Source organism: Micromonospora sp. NPDC050495, from assembly GCF_040655175.1.
GTDB lineage: Bacteria > Actinomycetota > Actinomycetes > Mycobacteriales > Micromonosporaceae > Micromonospora.
Window position 1 is genome coordinate 66,647 of sequence record NZ_JBFAJK010000022.1, and the last position, 17,771, is coordinate 84,417.

General features: G+C 76.2%; 15 protein-coding genes. 13 read left to right on the forward strand and 2 right to left on the reverse strand.

The features are described from left to right. Positions 1-259 precede the first annotated feature (259 nt). The 5 genes from AB0I11_RS21315 (at position 260) to AB0I11_RS21335 (ending at position 6,514) form a co-directional block, all read left to right on the forward strand. Complete coding sequence (locus AB0I11_RS21315; protein ID WP_357322960.1) at positions 260-1,006, forward strand: helix-turn-helix domain-containing protein; 747 nt, start codon at positions 260-262, stop codon at positions 1,004-1,006. Between the two features lie 854 nt (positions 1,007-1,860). Continuing rightward, positions 1,861-3,027 (forward strand): cytochrome P450, encoded by a 1,167-nt coding sequence (locus AB0I11_RS21320; RefSeq protein ID WP_357322963.1) that lies wholly within the window; start codon positions 1,861-1,863, stop codon positions 3,025-3,027. Further along, positions 3,024-3,827 (forward strand): isocitrate lyase/phosphoenolpyruvate mutase family protein, encoded by an 804-nt coding sequence (locus AB0I11_RS21325; protein WP_357322966.1) that lies wholly within the window; start codon positions 3,024-3,026, stop codon positions 3,825-3,827. Before AB0I11_RS21320 ends, AB0I11_RS21325 begins: the two co-directional genes overlap by 4 nt. Before the next feature lie 100 nt (positions 3,828-3,927). Next, a complete protein-coding gene (locus AB0I11_RS21330) occupies positions 3,928-4,896 on the forward strand; it encodes a hypothetical protein (protein WP_357322969.1) in 969 nt (322 codons plus the stop codon). A gap of 4 nt (positions 4,897-4,900) precedes the next feature. Further along, positions 4,901-6,514: an asparagine synthase-related protein gene (locus tag AB0I11_RS21335; RefSeq protein ID WP_357322972.1), complete on the forward strand. Its 1,614-nt coding sequence runs from the start codon at positions 4,901-4,903 to the stop codon at positions 6,512-6,514. 15 nt (positions 6,515-6,529) lie between these two features. On the opposite strand, the gene AB0I11_RS21340 is transcribed toward AB0I11_RS21335, so the two are convergent. Next, a complete protein-coding gene (locus tag AB0I11_RS21340) occupies positions 6,530-7,405 on the reverse strand; it encodes a transglutaminase domain-containing protein (protein ID WP_357322975.1) in 876 nt (291 codons plus the stop codon). 82 nt (positions 7,406-7,487) lie between these two features. Here AB0I11_RS21340 and AB0I11_RS21345 point away from each other — a divergent pair, with 82 nt between their 5' ends. The 3 genes from AB0I11_RS21345 to AB0I11_RS21355 all read left to right on the forward strand — a co-directional run bounded on the left by AB0I11_RS21345 (position 7,488) and on the right by AB0I11_RS21355 (position 9,906). After that, positions 7,488-8,312 (forward strand): MerR family transcriptional regulator, encoded by an 825-nt coding sequence (locus AB0I11_RS21345; protein WP_357322978.1) that lies wholly within the window; start codon positions 7,488-7,490, stop codon positions 8,310-8,312. A gap of 149 nt (positions 8,313-8,461) precedes the next feature. Next, entirely contained in the window at positions 8,462-8,935 is a 474-nt protein-coding gene (locus AB0I11_RS21350) for a DUF1203 domain-containing protein (RefSeq protein WP_357322981.1), read from the forward strand. A gap of 38 nt (positions 8,936-8,973) precedes the next feature. After that, positions 8,974-9,906: a PfkB family carbohydrate kinase gene (locus AB0I11_RS21355; RefSeq protein WP_357322985.1), complete on the forward strand. Its 933-nt coding sequence runs from the start codon at positions 8,974-8,976 to the stop codon at positions 9,904-9,906. A gap of 193 nt (positions 9,907-10,099) precedes the next feature. Here the strand turns inward: AB0I11_RS21355 and AB0I11_RS21360 are convergent, their stop codons facing one another. Next, positions 10,100-11,545, reverse strand: coding sequence for a hypothetical protein (locus AB0I11_RS21360; RefSeq protein WP_357322989.1), 1,446 nt, complete (start codon positions 11,543-11,545; stop codon positions 10,100-10,102). 138 nt (positions 11,546-11,683) lie between these two features. Here AB0I11_RS21360 and AB0I11_RS21365 point away from each other — a divergent pair, with 138 nt between their 5' ends. The 5 genes from AB0I11_RS21365 to AB0I11_RS21385 all read left to right on the forward strand — a co-directional run bounded on the left by AB0I11_RS21365 (position 11,684) and on the right by AB0I11_RS21385 (position 17,715). Further along, entirely contained in the window at positions 11,684-12,385 is a 702-nt protein-coding gene (locus tag AB0I11_RS21365) for a DUF305 domain-containing protein (protein WP_357322992.1), read from the forward strand. A gap of 51 nt (positions 12,386-12,436) precedes the next feature. Continuing rightward, positions 12,437-13,657: a histidine kinase gene (locus tag AB0I11_RS21370; protein ID WP_357322995.1), complete on the forward strand. Its 1,221-nt coding sequence runs from the start codon at positions 12,437-12,439 to the stop codon at positions 13,655-13,657. Further along, positions 13,654-14,319 carry a response regulator transcription factor gene (locus AB0I11_RS21375; protein WP_357322999.1) on the forward strand — a complete coding sequence of 222 codons (666 nt, stop codon included), beginning with the start codon at positions 13,654-13,656 and terminating at the stop codon, positions 14,317-14,319. Before AB0I11_RS21370 ends, AB0I11_RS21375 begins: the two co-directional genes overlap by 4 nt. 148 nt (positions 14,320-14,467) lie before the next feature. Next, entirely contained in the window at positions 14,468-15,229 is a 762-nt protein-coding gene (locus AB0I11_RS21380; protein WP_357323001.1) for an ABC transporter ATP-binding protein, read from the forward strand. A gap of 5 nt (positions 15,230-15,234) precedes the next feature. Beyond that, entirely contained in the window at positions 15,235-17,715 is a 2,481-nt protein-coding gene (locus tag AB0I11_RS21385; protein ID WP_357323004.1) for an FtsX-like permease family protein, read from the forward strand. Positions 17,716-17,771 lie beyond the last annotated feature (56 nt).

Genomic DNA, 17,771 nt, shown 5'->3' on the forward strand with positions numbered 1-17,771 from the left:
TGTCGGCGAACCCGGCGGAGATCGGGTTGCGGTAGCGGTCGGGGGCGGTGCCGGCGGCCGGCGCGGCGGCCCGTGCCGCTCAGGGCGAGCGCGAGGACGGCGGCGAGCACGCCGGCGCGGTGGAGGTGTCGTCCCATCAGACCTGCCTCGGGTATGGACGGACGTCGGTCTGCCGTTTCTACAACGTTGGATACAACGATGTAAAGGCCGCCGCACCTGTCGACCGGGACCGAACCGTGGCCGTGCCAGCATGGAGGGCATGACCACGACCGGTACCGACGGCCGCGCGCTGGCCGGCCTCGCCGCGCTGCTCGCCGATTCCACCCGGGCCAGCTTCTGCCTGGCCCTGCTCGACGGGCGGGCCTGGACGGCCGGCGAGCTGGCCCGGACCGCGGGGGTGGCCCCGTCCACCGCCAGCGATCACCTCACCCGGCTGGTGCAGGGCGGGCTGCTGGTCGAGGAACGGCAGGGCCGGCACCGGTACGTGCGCCTCGCCGGCCCGGCAGTGGCCCAGCTCGTCGAGGACCTGGCCGGCCACGCGCCCACCCCACCCGCCCCGCCCCGAGGCCTGCGCGCCGCGTCGGCCGGCGTCGCCCTCGCGTACGCCCGGACCTGCTACGACCATCTCGCCGGCCGGCTCGGCGTGGTGCTGCACGACGCCCTGCTCGACCGGGGCGTGCTGGACCGCGCCGGCGGCCTGGCGCTCACCCCGGCGGGCGTCGGGTGGCTGGCCGAGCTGGGCGTACCGGTCGAGCCGCTGCGCGCCGGCCGCCGGCCGCTGGTCCGCGACTGCCTGGACTGGACCGAGCGCCGCCCGCACCTGGCCGGCGCGCTCGGGGCGGCGCTGTGCCGCCGCTTCCTCGACCTCGGCTGGACCGTCCGGGGCACCGGCCGGGCGGTCCGCCTCACCCCGGCCGGCCGGCCCGCCCTGGCCACCGCCCTCGGCGTCGCCCCCGACGCCCTGGCCGCACCCGCCTCCCGCGACACCGCACCCGCCCGCGCCTGACCCGCCCCACCGCCCCCGACCCGCCCCCAGCGCTTCCTCCGCCGGGTCCGCCGCAGCGGGCTTCCTCCGCCGGGCCCGCCCCCAGCGCTTCCCCTCCGCCCCGACATTCTCCGCGTCCGACCCGCGCCGACGTTTTCCGCGCCCCACCCGGGCCGACGTTTCCCGCGCTCCACCGCGCCGACGCGTTCCGGGCCCGACCCCCGCGCAGCCACACCGCCAGGTCGACCCCGAGCCTGAGAGATCTGACCGGTAAATGACCTGCACCCCGACGGGTTGTGGGCGCGCCCGCCCGGGGGCCTCGGTCGGGAACCGAAATTCTGACCGGCGTGCTCGAAGCAACAGTGCGTGACCCTTCAGGGCGGGGCCCCGGCGTCAGACTTGGTAACGGGCTACAACATCCCAAGATCGATCGACGTCGGCGGGCGACCCGACCACCATTTTCACGCTTGCGTGGGGTCCCGAAGAGACCGGGTGACTTGGTAGGAAATGGCCCCCAGGGGGCTATTCAGTCCCCCAGGGGGGCCGATTCTTACCAAGATCTCTTCGTCATTGCGTCTACGCCGCGCCCCGGCTCGGCTCGTTGCCGCTTTTCGATATCCCCGTGAAGGATGGGCACGCGGGACGGCCGGTCCTGCGGTGTGCGGAGGAACGGGGCGTGAGACCGCGCGGGAAGCCAGGTCGCGATTCGCCAGGCCGTCGCGCACCGCCGGACACGCCGCTGAGTGGAGCGCCATGGGTGTCTCCGGGGTGCGGACACACCCATGGCGTTCCACCGGCCGAATGGGGCTGCGGTCCGGTGGGAGGTGGGGAATCGTTCGGTCCGGGCCGAACGGTGGGGCACCTACGGTCGGAACATGAGCTGGTCGATCATCGCCCCCGCCCCTGGTACGCCACCCTGCGGACCGCCCACTCCCGGCACCGACGGGTGGATCGTCACCCGGCATGTCGACGTGCTCGCCGTGCTGACCGACCCCCGGTGCGTCGTGCCCGCGGCCGCCCCCGGTCCGGCGGGCGGCACCCTGGCCTGGCTGCGCGGCGCCGTCAGCCGGTTCAGCCCGCCTGAGCAGCATCCCGCCCGCCGTGCGGTCGGGGTCGCGGCGCTGGCCGACCTCGACCCGGACGAGCTGCGCACGACCGCCGCCCGGGCCACCGCCGCGCTGCTCGACGTGGTGGCCGCCCCGGCCGGCCCGGCGGACGCCGCCGCGCCCGCCACCGTGCCGCCGCACCCGGCGATCCTGCCGGGCCGGGCGGACGTCGACGGGTCCGGTGCAGGTGCGCCGGCGGCACGGGCCGGTATGCCGCCGGCCGCCGGCGGGCCGGGTGACGACCCTGGTGCAGGGCGGGTCGACGTGATGGCGCTGCTGGCCCGGCGCGTACCGGTGGAGGTGCTGGCGGCCGGGCTCGGCCTGGCCGATCCGGTGGCGGCCGCTCCGGCGGTGGCGGCGGTGGCGGCCGCGTACCACCCGGGTGCGGACCCGGCGGCGGTGGCCGCCGCCGACCGGGCGGTGGCCGCGCTGCTGGCGCTGTCGCCGCCGGCCCCGCCGGAGGTGGCCGCGAACCGGATCGGGCTGCTGGTGCAGGCCTGCGACGCGACCGCCGGGCTGATCGGCGCGGCCGTGCGGTGGGGGCTCGCGGCGCCGGCCGCCGTCCCCACCGCCGACCTGCTGGCCGAGGTGCTGCGCCTGGCGCCGCCGGTGCGGGCCACCCGCCGGGTCACCACCGTGGCGCTGCGCCTCGGCGGCCGGACGATCGGCCCGGACACCCCGCTGCTGCTGCGCTTCGACGCGGCCAACCGGGACCCGGCTGCGCATCCGGAGCCGGACCGGTTCCGGCCGGGCCGCGGGTCACTGACCTTCGGCGCCGGGCCGCGCGGCTGCCCGGGGGAGCGGCACGCGTTGGCCCTGGCCGAGGGGGTGGTCGGCGAGGTGCGCCGTCGGTGCGCCGCCACCGGCGGCCCGGTGACCCACGAGCCGCACCCCACCCTGCACGTCCCGACCCAGATCGAGGTGAGCGTCCGATGAACGCCCGTGCCGCCTTCCGTGACCTGCACCGGCCCGGCCGGCCGCTGCTGCTGCCGAACGCCTGGGACCACGCCTCCGCGGCGGCCCTCGCGGCCCGGGGCCACCCGGCCGTCGGCACCACCAGCCTGGGCGTCGCCGCGGCCGCCGGCAAGCCGGACGCGGCCGGCGCCATCCGGGCCGAGAACGTCGCGCTGGCCCGGCGGCTGCGCGACCTGCCGGCGCTGGTCAGCGTGGACATCGAGGGCGGGGGCAGCGACGAGCCGGCGGCCGTCGCCGAGCACGTCGCGGAACTGGCCGCGCTCGGCGTGGCCGGGGTGAACCTGGAGGACGGCCGCCCGGACGGCACCCTGGCGCCAACCGACCTGATGGCCGCCAAGATCGCCGCCGTCCGGGCCGCCGCGCCGGAGGTGTTCGTCAACGCCCGCACCGACGCCTGGTGGCTGGGCGTGCCCGAGCCGCTGCCCGAGGCGCTGGACCGGGCCCGGGTGTACCGGGAGGCCGGGGCCGACGGCTTCTTCGCGCCGGCCGTGCCGGACGACCTCGTGCCCCGGCTGGCGGCGCACGCGGGGCTACCGCTGAACGTGCTGTACCGGCCCGGTGGGCCGGGCATGGCCGCCCTCGGCCGGCTCGGCGTGGCCCGGGTCAGCACCGGGTCGCTGCTGTTTCGGGCCGCCCTGGGCGCGGCGCTGCACCTGGCGGACGCGGCCCGGGGGGACCGGGAGGCCGACCTGCCGGACGTGCCGGCCTATGACTGGGTCGCTGAGCTGTCCGTGCCGAATTCAGCCACTCATCGCCCTTAAGGGGGGATAGGAGGATTGTTCGGGGATCGCCCTCTTGCTGCGATTACGGTGTGTTTCAGGTTCGACCACGCCGTGTGATGCCCGGAGAGGGGACCCGACCATGCGAGTGCCCAGCCGAAGCCCCGGGCCGCAGCCCGGGCCCGCCGTCGCGCCCGCCGCTCCCGCCCGCCGCCTGCCGCCCGCCACCGGCCGCCGCCCCGCCCCGGGGCGGCGGCCGGACCTGGCCGCGTACCGGGCCGCGGTGGCCGAGCTGCTGGTCGAGGTGGGCGCCCTCGCCGACGCTCCGTCGACCGCCGCCCGGCAGGTGCTGCTGGACCAGCGGCTGCGGGAACCGGCCATCGCCGCGGTCCTCGACGCCACCCCGCAGGGATTCGTCGGCGCCCGGGAGACCCTGCTGCTGGAGATGGCCCGCTACCAGCCCAACGCCCGCAGCTCCGCGCAGGACCTCACCGCCCTGGTCCGGATCTACCTGCTGTCCCGCATCGACGTGATGTGGTGGCGGGACACCCCGACCCTGCTCACCGACAGCCAGGTCGACACCAGCACCGACCTGGTCGACCTGGAGTGGCTGCGCCGGCGCGGGCTGCTCGCCTTCCGCTATCAGGAGCAGCCCGTCGGCGTGTTCGGCCGGGGACTGCGGGCGGTCGGCCGACGGCTGCGGCCCGACGCCACCCCGCGCACCGCCGGGCTGCGGTTCCGCCGGGCCCGGCGCGAGATCGTGGCCCTGCTCAACGACATCGGCCGGCAGTTCGCCCTGGCCTGCCCGCCCGGCACACCACCGCTCTGGGCCACCAGCCTGGCCCGCAGCGCCGAACACCAGTACCGGCTGCGCCGCCTCGGGTACGCCGCGATGGTGCCCAGCGGGCACTGCCTCGGCTGGGCCGCCGACGTGGAGGTGGCGTGGTACCAGCGGTTCGGCGTCCGGGACACGCTGACCGAGCTGCTGCTGGCCCGGCAGGAGGCCGGGGAGATCAACGTGGTCGACGAGGGCCAGGCCTGGCACATCTGTCTCGCGCCCGACGCGCGCCGCCGGTTCCGCCGGGCGTACGAGGCCGAGATGGGGGTGTGAGGCGATGTGCGGCATCGCGCTCAGCCTCGGTCCCGAGGCCGACCCGGCGACCTTTCGCCGGATGCTCGCCGTCCTCGCGCCGCGCGGCGAGGTGACCGAGACCCGGCAGGAGAACGGTCTGCTGGCCGGCGTACGCCGGCTGCGGGTGGTGGATCCGGACCGGGCGGGCCAGCCGTGGCTCTCGCCCGACGAGCGGCACCTGCTCTGCTACAACGGCGAGATCTTCAACCACCACGAGTTGCGCGGGGAGCTGACGCGGCTCGGGTACCCGTTCCAAAGTGCCAGCGACACCGAGGTGGTGCTGGCCGCCTTCCGGCAGTGGGGCGAGGAGGCGGTGCACCGGCTGCGCGGGGAGTACGCCTTCGTCGTGGTCGAGCGGGCCGGCGGGCGGGCCTACCTGGCCCGCGACCCGCTCGGGGTCAAGCCGCTCTACTGGTCCCGCGGCCCGGGCTGCGTGCACCTCGCCTCCGAGGTGAAGGCACTGGTCGGGCACGGCGCGCCGATCAGTGAGGTGCCGCCCGGGCACCACGGCTGGGCCGAGCCCGACGGCCGGGTCCGGGTGCGCCCCCACGTGGACCTGCTCGCCCTCGGCGCGGGGCGGCCGGTGATCGACGACCCGGACGAGGCGGCCCGGCTGGTCCGGGCCGCGCTCACCGACAGCATCCGGGCGCGGCTGGACACCGACCTCACCGTCGGGGTGATCCTCTCCGGCGGCCTGGACAGCTCGCTGGCGCTGCTGCACACCCGGCAGCTGCACCCGGACTGCGTGGCGGTCACCGTCGGCGTGCCGGACAGCCCCGACGTGGCGTACGCGCGGCGGCTCGCCGCCGACCTCGGCGTGCCGCACGAGGTCGTCGAGCTACGCCCGCGCGACATCCGGCTGGCCGACGTCCGGGAGGCGATCCGGATCTCCGAGCTGACCGAGTACGGCGACATCATCAACGCGGTCGTCTCGGTGCCCCTCTTCCGCCGGCTGCGCGAGCTGGGCGTCAAGGTGGTGCTCACCGGGGACGGCTCGGACGAGCTGTTCGGCGGCTACCCGATGTATCACCGCGCCGGCCCGGAGCGGTCCCGCCGGCTCTTCCTGCACAAGATCCGCAACCTGTGCCGCACCGAGTTGCAGCGGGTCGACCGGGTGAGCATGGCGCACCGGGTGGAGGCGCGGGTCCCCTTCCTCGACCTGAGCCTGGTGGAGCTGGCCATGCGGCTGCCGCTCGACCTCAAGGTGCGCGACGGGCAGGAGAAGTGGATCGTCCGGCGGGCCTTCGCCGACGTGCTGCCCGACTACGTCCGCCGACGCCCGAAGAACCCGATGTCGTACTCGTCCGGCCTGCACGAGCGGGCCCGCCTGTACAAGCCGCTCTTCGCCCGGCTGCACCGCTCCTTCGGCTACGACCTGCTCGAACCGGTCCGCCGCGACTTCGACAGCGTGCTCACCCGCTGCGGCAACGACCTGGACCGGGCGATCGCCGACGGGCTGGCCCGCCCCGACTACACCGTGCTGGAGCACGCCCGGGACCTGGTCGGCGCGGCGAAGTGGAACGCCGTGCCGATGGTCCGCCGGCTGGTCGGCCCGCGTCGGACCCGGGGCGGGGACGGGGCGCCGCTGCCGGGCTGAGCGGGTCGCCCGGGATCAGCGGCGCAGGTCCACCGGGGGGACGGCACCGGTGTTCGGGTCGATGCTGCTGATCACGGCGGCGGGACGCAGGCGGGTGTCCCTCGCGTACCGGTCGTTGAGCTCCTTCTCCGCGGCGTCGTCGCCGCCGTCCGCGGCGAGCAGCAGCGCCGCGATCTCGTCGGCGAACGCGACGTCGGCGTCCGCGAGATCGTCGGTCATCGCACCGAATCTGTCCCAGAGCAGCAGCTCGTCCTTCTGCCGGTGGGCGAGCTCGTGCAGCACGTAGTCGTGGATGAACCACGGACCGCGGATCGGCAGGTCGGGCTGGACGCCGTAGCGGTCGGGGTCGAGCTGCCCGGCCCGGTACGCCGACCACACCCGGGCCGCCGAGTCGAAGAGCCCCGCCGCCGGGTCGATGTCGTAGCCGTCGAAGGGCCGGTCGGCGGCGGGATCGAGCTCCGGGTCCGCCCAGACCCAGCGCTCGCCGTTCCAGTACTCCACCAGCACGTGATCGTGGTGCCAGCCGGTCTGGAAATAGCTGGCGAAGCCGACCCGGCTGCGAGCCGGAACGCCGTGCTGGCGCAGCGCCGCGACGGCGAGCAGGGTGTGGTCCCGGCAGCAGCCGGCGACCCGCTCCGCGGCGGGCCGCGCGGCGCTCAGCGGCCCGGGGAAGCGCGACTGGTCGGTGTCCAGGATCCGGTCCAGCCAACGGCTGTTCACCTCGTCCAGCCGGGCCGCGGGCAGCTCCACTCCGCCGGCGCGGTAGTGGATGATCACGTTGCGGACGGTTGCCGCGACCGCGGCGATGTCGGCGGGCACCGCGTCGAGCAGCGGGGCGTGCCGGCCCGGATCGCTGTAGGGGGAGTGGGCCCGGTAGTCGTCGATGTCCATGCCGGCAGCCTCCACCCTGACACCGTGTCCGGGTCAAGCCGCTTGACTTTGACACGGGGTCAGGGTGCAGCGTGAGGGGGCCATGTTCACCATCGGAGAATTCGCCGCGCTCGGCCGGGTCTCGGTGCGGATGCTGCGGCACTACGACCGCATCGGGCTGCTCCGCCCGGCCGCCGTCGACCCGCGCACCGGCTACCGCCACTACCAGGCCGCGCAACTGGGCCGGCTGAACCAGGTGATCGCCCTGAAGGAGCTGGGGCTCACGCTGGACCAGGTCCGGGCGGTCCTGGACGACGACCTGGACGTCGCCGAGCTGCGCGGCATGCTGCGGCTGCGCCGCGCCCAGCTCGCCGCGCAGGTGGCCGCGGACACCGCCCGCCTGGCGGCGATCGAGGCGAGACTCCGGATGCTCGAGACGGAGGGCCGGATGACCGAGGGAAACGTCGTGCTCAAGGAGATCCCGCCGGTCCGGGTCGCGGAGCTGACCGCCGTCGCCGCCAGCTACGAGGGGCCGGACATCGGCCCGGTGATCCAGCCGCTCTACCCGGAGCTGTTCCGCCGGCTCGACCCGGCGGACGTCCAGCCCACCGGACCGGGCATCGCCTGGTACGAGCGGCGGGACGACGGGGAGGCCGTGGTCGTGCACGCCGGGGTCACCGTCGGCGCCGACCCGTCGGCCGCCCGGGACTTCGCCGTCGTCGACCTGCCGGCCCTGCCGGCCGCCGCGACGGTGCTGCACCACGGGCCGATGGACGCGGTCGAGGCGAGCATGCGGGTGCTCGCCCGATGGAGCGAGGAGAACGGCTGGCGGGCCGAGGGGTACGCCCGGGAGGTCTACCTCGACTACCGCCCCGACGCGCCGGAGAAGGGCGTGACCGAGCTCCAGATCCCCGTCTCCCGGCGCTGACCGGCGACGGCCGGGCGGCGCGGCCGGTCTGCGGCGCTGAGCGGCGGGAGCCGCCGCGGGCGCGGAGTGTCGCCCGCGCCACCGGCCGGCGGCAACGCGAGGTCGCATTCCCGCCAGCCGACGGCTCCGCCGAGCGCCAGGCTGGGATCATGACGACGACGCGCCTCCGTTACCTGGTCCGATCCCTGCCCGCTCCGGTGCTGGCCGAGGTGCGGCGCACCGGTCTCGACGCCGCCGGCCAGCCGGTCGAGCGCCGTCGCGCCGAGGGCGGCGAGCCGCTGCGCTGCTGCCTGCGCGACGCCACGCCGGGGGACCTGCTGCTGCTCTTCGGCTACGCCCCGCCGATCCCGGCCGGCCCGTACCGGGAACTCGGGCCGATCTTCGCCCACGACGCCGACTGCGCCGGCCCGGCGGCGCCCGGCGGCTACCCGGCCGACTGGCGGGGCCGGCCTCAGGTGCTGCGGGCGTACGACGGCGCGGGGCGGATCGTCGGCGGCCGGCGGCACGACGGCGACGACCCGGAGGCGGTGATCGCCGAGCTGCTCGCCGACCCGGCGGTGGCGCAGCTGCACAGCCGCAACGTGGTGTACGGCTGCTTCATGTTCACCGTGGTGCGGGGCTGAGTCGGGCGTGAGCGGCGGCGGCCGGGGTATCACCCGGCATGGCCGGACTGGACGCGATCGTGGTCGGGCAGGTGGCGCGGGACCTGGTGCTGCTGGTGGACGAGGTGCCCGGCCCGTCCGGTGCGGTGCCGGTGCGCCGCCGCCGGGAGCTGCTCGGCGGCAAGGGCGCCAACCAGGCCGTCGGGCTCGCCCAGCTCGGCGCCCGGGTCGGGCTGCTCGGGGTGGTCGGTGAGGACGAGGTCGCCGACCGGCTGCTGGGCCAGGCCCGCAGTGACGGCATCGACGTGGCCCCGGTGCTGCGCCGGGCCGGCACGCCCAGCGCGCTGATCGTCGACGTGGTCGACGCCGGGGCGCGCTGGCGTTACCTGGAGGACATTCCCGAGGCGACCCTGCTCTCCGAGGCGGACGTGGTCGGGGCCGCGGCGATGCTGCGGGCCGCCCGCGCCGTGGTGGTCCAGTTGCAGCAGCCGCTGCCCGCGGCGCTCGCGGCGGCCCGCTGCGCCCGCGACGCCGGCCGGCTGGTGGTCCTCGACGGCGCGCCGGCCGACCCGGCCGGCGGGGCGGAGCTGTTCGCCCTGGCCGACGTGCTGCGGGCCGACGCCCGGGAGGCGGGGCGGATGGTGGGCGTCCCGCCGGCCGACGCCGACGCGGGCCTGCGGGCGGGCCGGGAGCTGCGGGCCCGGGGCCCGGCGCTGGTGGTGGTCGAGGTGGTGGGGCAGGGCAACGCGGTCGTCTGGCCGGACGGCGCGGTCTTCCTGCCGCTGACCGACACGGCCACGGTGGACAGCACGGGCGCCGGGGACGCGTTCGTCGCCGCGCTCACCGCCGGCCTGCTGCGCGGCGAGCCGTACCCACGGGCCGCCCGCTACGCGGTCGCCGCGGCCGGCGCGACGGTGGGCCACCCCGGGGGCCGGCCGGCCCTCACGCCGGCGGCGATCGACGCCCAGCTGGCCCGCCTCCCGCCGGGCTGAGCCGGCGGCGTCGGGCCCGGCCGTGGGGCCGCGCCGGCCCCGGGCGCACGGGCCGGGCCGTGACGGCCGGGCCGTGACGGCCGGGCCGCGAGCGGCGGTACGGCGGCACGGCCCGGGTGGACGCCGGCTTCCGGCGGCCCGGAGCGTGGCCCGGGCCCGGCCCCGTGGTGGCGGCCAGGCCCGGACCGGGCGGTCACCAGCTCAGGTAGCCCGCCTGGGTCTGCACGTTCAGCTCCTGTACCCGGGTGAGCTTCGCCGTCCAGGTCCGCGGGTCCTTCAGCTCCAGCACGTCCAGCCCCTTCTGGATGTCGCTGGAGTAGATGTGGCCGTTGTACCAGTACGCGGACCAGGAGCCGCCCAGGGTGAGGGTGGCGTCCGAGAGCGGGCCGCGCTCCCAGTAGCCGATCTCCACCGGGTGCCGCGAGTCGGTGAAGTCCCAGACCGAGACGCCGCCCTGGTACCAGGCCTGGACCATGATGTCGCGGCCGAGCACCGGGATCAGCGAGCCGTTGTGCGCCACGCAGTTCTCGGTGTCGGCGTTGGCCCGGGGGATCTTGTAGTAGCCGCCGAAGGTCAACGTGCGGGCGTCGCCCCGGCCGGTGATGTCGTAGATGGCGTCCGCGCCGCGCTGCGGGCCGGTGGCCTCGTTGCAGGTCGCCGCGCCGCCGCCGCCCAGCTCGTCGGTGAAGACCACCTTGGTCCCGGCGTTGTTGAACGTCGCCGAGTGCCAGAAGGCGAAGTTGACGGTGTCCCGGACGCGGTTGATCACCCGGGGCGCCTCTCGGTTGGCGATGTCCATCAGCACGCCGTCACCCATGCAGGCGCCGGCGGCCAGGTCGCGCGCCGGGTAGGCGGTGATGTCGTGGCAGCCGGTGGTGGCGGAGCCGCCGGGCCGGCCCTCGTACCCGCCGTCGGGGAAGAGGTTCGGCGTGGCCACCACGGCGGCCGTGGTCGGCTTGTTCAGCGGCACCTTCACGATGGAGATGGAGTCGTGCGGCGGCTGGCAGTCCGGGAACTCGGCCCGCGGGCTGTACGACGAGACGTACAGGTAGACGGTCCGGCGGTCCTTGCCCGGCACCAGGGTGTGGGTGTGCGAGCCGCAGGCGGTCTCCACCGACTTGATGTAGCGCGGGTTCCGCTTGTTGGAGATGTCGAAGATCTTGATGCCCTCCCAGGACTCCTTGACCGACGCGGGCTGCCCGACGCTGGAGCAGGAGTCGTCGCTGCGCGAGGAGTCGGTGGAGAGGAAGAGCAGGTTGCCGTGGACCGAGATGTCGTTCTGCGACCCGGGGCAGAGCACCTGGGACAGGATCGACGGCGCGCTCGGCCGGGCGATGTCGTAGATGACGAAGCCGTTGTAGTTGCCGACGAAGGCGTACCGGCCCTGGAAGGCCATGTCCGTGCCGTACGCCGACTCGGTGTCGAACGGCGCCTGTTTGGGCAGGCTGGCGATCTGACGGAGGTTCGGGCTGCTGGAGATCTCGTCGACGCCGAGGCCGGCGTCCACGGTGGTCGGCTCGGCGCTGAGCCGGGAGGTCTCCTGGGCGCTGCTGGGTGGGGCGGCGGCCACGCCGGCGACGAGCAGGGCGGCGGCGGCCAGGCTGACGATCCGGATGCGGGACGTGGGGGATCGGTGCATCGGCGACACCCTTCGAAAGGGGATGACGATTGCCCACACCTTACCGGCTGCTGACCGACATCAATGTGTTCTGCGTCACATTCGAGAACGGTCATCTATGGATAGGATCGCTGCGACCTCGACCGGAGGGAGTGGCGTATGACCACCCGGCAGGCGCGGACGTGGGCCGCCGTCACACTGGCAGCCGTACTCCTGCTCGTGCTGGGCATCGCGCTGGCCCGGCGCGCCGAGCCGGCGACGCCGGTCGCCCGACCGGTCACCGCCACCCCCACCCCCGGCCCCACCGCCGCGGGCGGTGCCGCGCCGCCGGTGATCGTGCCGGGCCGGCCGGGCGAGCCGGCCAGCCTGCGCGCCGGGCAGGAGGTCCGCGACGCCGCGCCGCCCCGCTACAACAGCCTCGACGTCTGGTTCGTCCGGATGATGATCCCGCACCACCAGCAGGCCCTGGAGATGGCCGCGCTCGCCCCCGACCGGGCCGCCGACCCCCGGGTACGCGCCGTCGCCGACCGGATCCGGGCCGCCCAACAGCCCGAGATCGGCGTCATGCGGGCCTGGCTCACCACCCGTGGCCTGCCCGCCGAGGTCCCCGGCCACGACCACGGCACGATGCGCGGCATGCAGTCCGCCGAGGCGATGCGGCAACTCGCCGCCGCCCGGGGCGCCGAGTTCGACCGGCGCTTCGTGCGGATGATGACCGACCACCACCAGGGCGCCGTCACCATGGCCACCGACCTGCTCAAGGTCGGCGTGGACCAGACCATGCAGGAGTTCGCCAACTCGGTCGCCGCCGAGCAGACCGTGGAGATCGGCCGGCTCGGCGAACTGCTGCCGTCCTCCTGACCCCGGCGGTGTCCGGGCCGGCGGCGACGGACCCGGCACCCCGTACGCTGGGTGACCGTGGAGCGCATGATCTTCGGCCGTCCGCTGCGCAGCGTCGCCTTCGACGTCGCCGTCGCGGGGCTGGTGGCGCTCTTCGCCGTCGCCGGGGTCGTGGCCCAGCCCGGCGGCTGGCCGGCCACCGTCGTCGGGCTGGTGATGGGGCTGACCCTGCTCTTCCGGCGGACCCACCCGTCGGCCGTCGCCGCCGTGGTGGCCGCGCTCGCCCTGACCCAGGTGCTCGCCGGGTGGGGCCCGCTCGGCTACGACATCGCCGTGCTGATCGCCCTCTACAGCGTGGTCAAGTACGCCGACCGGCTGCGGGACGGGGTGATCGCCGGCGGCGTCGCCGGGGTCGGGGTGGTGCTGGCCGCGCTCCAGGTGCCCGGACCGGCCACCTGGTGGGCCAGCGCGATCTGGTTCGGCACCATCACCGGCGCGGTCTGGCTGGTCGGGCTGAACGTGCGGACCCGCCGGCTCTACGTGCTCAGCCTGGAGGAGCGGGCCGCCACCCTGGAACGCGAGCGGGAGGCCGAGGCCCGGGCCGCGGTCGCCGAGGAGCGCACCCGCATCGCCCGCGAGCTGCACGACGTGGTGGCGCACAGCATGGCCGTGATGATCGTGCAGGCCGACGGGGTGCGGTTCACCATCGACCGGGACCCGGCGACCGCCCGCGAGGCGGCCAAGGTGGTGGCCGACACCGGGCGGCAGGCGTTGGAGGAGATGCGCCGGCTGGTGGGCGTACTGCGCGAGCCGAGCCGGCCGGAGCCGGCGGCCGGGCCCGACGACGGGCTCTCCGCCGAGCCGGCGCACCGGCGACCGGCGCTGGTCGAGCTGCCCGAACTGCTGGACCGGTTCCGCGCGGCCGGCCTCACCGTCGGCTGCGCCACGGCCGGCCGGCCGCCGGCCCTGCCACCCGGGCTGGAGCTGACCCTCTACCGGGTGGTGCAGGAGTCGCTGACCAACGTGCTCAAGCACGCCGGGGTGGGCGCCTCGGTCGAGCTGGACCTGCGCTGGACCCCGGACGCCGTCGTGGTCCGGGCCGTCGACGACGGGCGGGGCCGCCCGGCGGTCCGGCCCGCGCCGTCCGGCGGGCACGGCCTGGTCGGCATGCGCGAACGCGTCGGGGTGTACGACGGGAGCCTCACCGCCGGCCCCACCCTCGGCGGCGGCTGGCGGGTCGAGGTGCGGCTGCCGCTGCCGTCGGCGCCGGAGACGGAGGAGGAGGCCGCATGACCGTCCGCGTGGTGATCGTCGACGACCAGGCGCTGGTCCGCGCCGGGTTCCGGATGGTGCTCGACTCGCAGCCCGACCTGGAGGTGGTCGGCGAGGCGATCGACGGCGCCGACGCGCTCCGGGTGCTGGACCGGGTGGCGGCCGACGTGGTCGTGATGGACCTGCGCATGCCGACCATGGACGGGGTCGAGGCGACCCGCCGCATCGTCGGCCGCCCGGCCGACCGACGCCCCCGGGTGCTGGTCCTCACCACCTTCGACACCGAGGCCGACGCGTTCGCCGCGCTGCGCGTCGGCGCCAGCGGCTTCCTGCTCAAGAACGTGCCGCCGGAGGACCTGCTCGCCGCCATCCGGGTGGTCGCCGAGGGCGACTCGGTGGTGGCCCCGTCGATCACCCGGCGGCTGCTGGACCGGTTCGCCGGCCAGCTCGGTCCCGGGCCCACCGAGGACCCCCGGTTGGCGCAGCTCACCGAGCGGGAGCGGGAGGTGCTGCTGCTGGTCGCGCAGGGCCTGTCCAACGCCGAGATCGCCGCCCGGGTGCACGTGGCCGAGGCGACGGTGAAGACGCACGTCGGCCGGATCCTGGCCAAGCTCCAGCTCCGCGACCGGGTGCAGGCGGTGGTGCTGGCGTACGAGAGCGGGCTGGTCACCCCCGGCGGCTGACCGGCGGGTACGACCTGGGTCGTACGGGTCCACCCGGTCCGGGGCGACCCAGGGCGTACTCAGGTCGAGCGCCCAGGTGGAGATCGACACGCCGGTGCCGCGCATAGCGTCGGAAAGGTCCGTTGACCAGCCCGACAGGAGCACCACCGTGTCCGCAACCCCGACCACCGGCGTCGCCGTCAGCGCCCGCGAGCTGCGCAAGGAGTACGGCGTCGGGCCCCAGCCGGTCGTCGCCCTCGCCGGCGTCGACCTGGACCTGGCCGCCGGCCGGTTCACCGCCGTGATGGGCCCGTCCGGGTCCGGCAAGTCCACCCTGCTGCACTGCCTGGCCGGCCTGGACCGGCCCTCCGCCGGCACGGTCCGGATCGGCGCGGCCGAGCTGGCCCGGCTCGACGACCGCCGGCTGACCCTGCTCCGGCGGGACCGGGTCGGCTTCGTCTTCCAGCGGTTCAACCTGCTGCCCACCCTCACCGCCGAGGAGAACATCGTGCTGCCGCTGGCCATCGCCGGCCGGCGGCCCGACCCGGACTGGCTGCGGCAGGTGGTGGCCGCGGTCGGCCTCACCGACCGGCTCGGCCATCGGCCGGCCGAGCTCTCCGGCGGCCAGCAGCAGCGGGTGGCCGTGGCCCGGGCCCTGATCACCCGCCCCTGGGTGGTCTTCGCCGACGAGCCGACCGGCAACCTCGACTCCCGCTCCGGCGCCGAGGTGCTGCGCCTGCTCCGGGAGGCCGTGGACAACCTCGGCCAGACCGTGGTCATGGTGACCCACGATCCGGTGGCCGCCGCGCACGCCGACCGGGTGATCTTCATGGCCGACGGCCGGCTGGTCGACGAGCTGCGTACGCCGACCGCCGGGCAGGTTCTCGACACGCTCGCCCGGCTCGAGCCGGCGCCGGCGGCGGGGCGGTGAGCGGGATGCTGCGCCTCACCCTGCGCCAGGTCCGCTCGGACGGGCTGCGCCTGCTCCTCTCCACCCTGGCCGTCGTCCTCGGCGTCGCCTTCGTGGCCGGCACCCTGATCTTCACCGACGGCATCCGGGCGGGCGCGGAGGAGCGGGCCGGGGCCTTCGACCGGCACACCGACCTGGCCGCGTACGCCGGGTCGACGCCGTTGCCGCCCGCGCTGGTCGACCGGGTCCGCGCGGTCGACGGGGTGGCCGCGGCCGAGGGGGAACTGATCGGCACCGCCGGGGTGGTCGGCGCCGACGGGCGGCCGGTGCTCGGCTACGCGGTGCTGGCCGCCGTCCCCACCGACCCGGCCCTGCGGTCGTACGACGTGGTCGCCGGGCGGCTGCCGGCGCGCCCCGGCGAACTGGTGCTCGACGCGCCCACCGCCGCCGCGCAGGGCTTCGACCTGGGCGACCGGGTCCGGGTCGGCGGCGCCACCGCGGCGGCGCGGCCGTACACCCTGGTCGGCACCGTCGACGTGGCCGGCTCGACCCGGGACGTCGGCGGGCCGTACCTCGGGTTGGTCGGCGCGGACGCGCTGCGGGTCGCCGGCGTGGCCGGGTACGACCGGATCATGCTGGCGGCCGGCCCCGGGGTGGACCGGCAGGCGCTGGCCGAGCGGGTCCGCGCGGTGGTCGGCCCGGGTGTGCCGGTCAAGGACCGGCGGGTGATCCTGGACGAGGCGGTCGAGGACGCGGTCCGCGACGGCCGGCAGTTCGGGCTGTTCCTGCTGACCTTCGCCGCGGTCGCCGTGGTGGTGGCGGGCTTCGTCATCGCCAACACCTTCGCCATCGTGCTCGCCCAGCGGGCCCGGCGGACCGCGCTGCTGCGGCTGGTCGGCGCGACCCGCGGCCAGGTCTTCCGGGCCGCCCTCGGGGAGGCGGCGCTGACCGGGCTGCTCGCCTCGGCGGTGGGCGTGCTGGCCGGGGTCGGGCTGGCCGCCGGCCTTGGCGCGCTGCTGCCCGCCCTGGACGTGCCGGTCGCCGGCACGCTCACCGTGACCGCCGGCACGGTGCTGCTCTGCCTCGGTCTCGGCACCGCGCTGACCGTGCTCGCCGCCGCGCTGCCCGCCTGGCAGGGCAGCCGGATCGCGCCGGTCGCCGCGCTCACCGACGCCGCCGTGCGGCCCGCCCGCCCGGCCGGGCGGCTCCGGCTTGCGGCCGGCGCCCTGGTCCTCGCCGCCGGGGTGGCGGCACTGGTCGGCGCCGGCGCCACCGCTCAGGTGCCCCTGGTCGCGCTGGGCGGGGTGCTGGCCTTCCTGGGCGTCGTGCTGTTCGGTCCGGTGCTGGTGCCGGCGCTGGTCCGGCTGTTCGGCCGGCCGGCGCGGCGGCTGCTCGGCGTGACCGCCGCGCTGGCGGTGGCCAACGCGGTGCGAAACCCGCGCCGGGTCGCGGCGACCGCCACCGCCATGGTGATCGGGATCGGCCTGGTCTCCGCCTTCGTGGTGGGCGCCGGCAGCGCCAAGGCCGGCATCGAGGCCGCGGTGGACCGGGAACTCGGGGTGGACTTCCTGGTCACCGGGATCGGCGTCGACCTGCCCGCGCCGCTGGTGGACGAGCTGGCCGCCCGCCCCGAGCTGGGCGTGGTGCACGAGCAGCGCAGCCGGGTGGTCGACGGGATCGAGCTGCGCGCCGCCCATCCGGCCCTGGTTGGCCGGACGCTCACCGCGGTCGACGCCGGCGACCCGGCCGGGCTGGCGCCGGGATCGGTGCTGGTGCACCGGGAACTGGCCGCCGCCCGGGGCTGGCGGGTCGGCAGCACGGTCACCCTGGCCGGTCACCCGTTCCGGGTGGCGGCGGTGGTCGCCGCGCGGGAGCCGGCCCTGGCCGCCGGCCCGGTGCCGGCCGGGCACGAGGTTGACCTGGTCGACGCCGATTTCGGGCGGCTCTTCCCGGCCGAGCGGGGTCACCTGGCCGAGGTGGAGCCCGCCGAGGGCGTCTCCCCGGCGGCGGCCCGTACGGTCCTCGAGGCGGTGCTCGCCGACTATCCGACGGCCAACCTGCTGGACCAGGCCGCGTACAAGCGGATGCTCACCGGCACGGTGGACCTCGTGCTGGCCTTCGTCACCGCGTTGCTCGGCCTGGCGGTGGTGATCTCGCTGGTCGGCGTGGCCAACACGCTGAGCCTGTCGGTGGTGGAGCGCACCCGGGAGAACGCGGTGCTGCGGGCGGTCGGCCTGACCCGGGGCGGGATGCGGGCCGTGCTCGCGGTCGAGGCGCTGCTCACCGCGCTGGTCGGCACGGTGCTGGGCGTCGCGCTGGGCATCGGGGTCGCGGCCGCGGCGATGGCGGTGCTGGCCCGGATCGGTGGCGATTTCACCCTGGTCCTGCCCTGGGGCCGGCTCGGCCTGGTCGTCGCGGTGGCGGTCGGGGCGGCGTTGGCCGCCTCGGTGCTGCCGGCCCGGCGGGCGCTGTCCCGCCCGGTGGTGGCCGCCCTCGGCGGGGAGTGACCGCCGCTGGTTCGCCGAGCACACCGAGCCGGCGCCGCCGCGGGTCCGGTCCGGCC

Coding starts and splice junctions, on each gene's coding strand:
- AB0I11_RS21315 (WP_357322960.1), top strand. CDS start 260: ATGACCACGACCGGTACCGACGGCCGCGCGCTGGCCGGCCTCGCCGCG.
- AB0I11_RS21320 (WP_357322963.1), top strand. CDS start 1,861: ATGAGCTGGTCGATCATCGCCCCCGCCCCTGGTACGCCACCCTGCGGA.
- AB0I11_RS21325 (WP_357322966.1), top strand. CDS start 3,024: ATGAACGCCCGTGCCGCCTTCCGTGACCTGCACCGGCCCGGCCGGCCG.
- AB0I11_RS21330 (WP_357322969.1), top strand. CDS start 3,928: ATGCGAGTGCCCAGCCGAAGCCCCGGGCCGCAGCCCGGGCCCGCCGTC.
- AB0I11_RS21335 (WP_357322972.1), top strand. CDS start 4,901: ATGTGCGGCATCGCGCTCAGCCTCGGTCCCGAGGCCGACCCGGCGACC.
- AB0I11_RS21340 (WP_357322975.1), bottom strand. CDS start 7,405: ATGGACATCGACGACTACCGGGCCCACTCCCCCTACAGCGATCCGGGC.
- AB0I11_RS21345 (WP_357322978.1), top strand. CDS start 7,488: ATGTTCACCATCGGAGAATTCGCCGCGCTCGGCCGGGTCTCGGTGCGG.
- AB0I11_RS21350 (WP_357322981.1), top strand. CDS start 8,462: ATGACGACGACGCGCCTCCGTTACCTGGTCCGATCCCTGCCCGCTCCG.
- AB0I11_RS21355 (WP_357322985.1), top strand. CDS start 8,974: ATGGCCGGACTGGACGCGATCGTGGTCGGGCAGGTGGCGCGGGACCTG.
- AB0I11_RS21360 (WP_357322989.1), bottom strand. CDS start 11,545: ATGCACCGATCCCCCACGTCCCGCATCCGGATCGTCAGCCTGGCCGCC.
- AB0I11_RS21365 (WP_357322992.1), top strand. CDS start 11,684: ATGACCACCCGGCAGGCGCGGACGTGGGCCGCCGTCACACTGGCAGCC.
- AB0I11_RS21375 (WP_357322999.1), top strand. CDS start 13,654: ATGACCGTCCGCGTGGTGATCGTCGACGACCAGGCGCTGGTCCGCGCC.
- AB0I11_RS21385 (WP_357323004.1), top strand. CDS start 15,235: ATGCTGCGCCTCACCCTGCGCCAGGTCCGCTCGGACGGGCTGCGCCTG.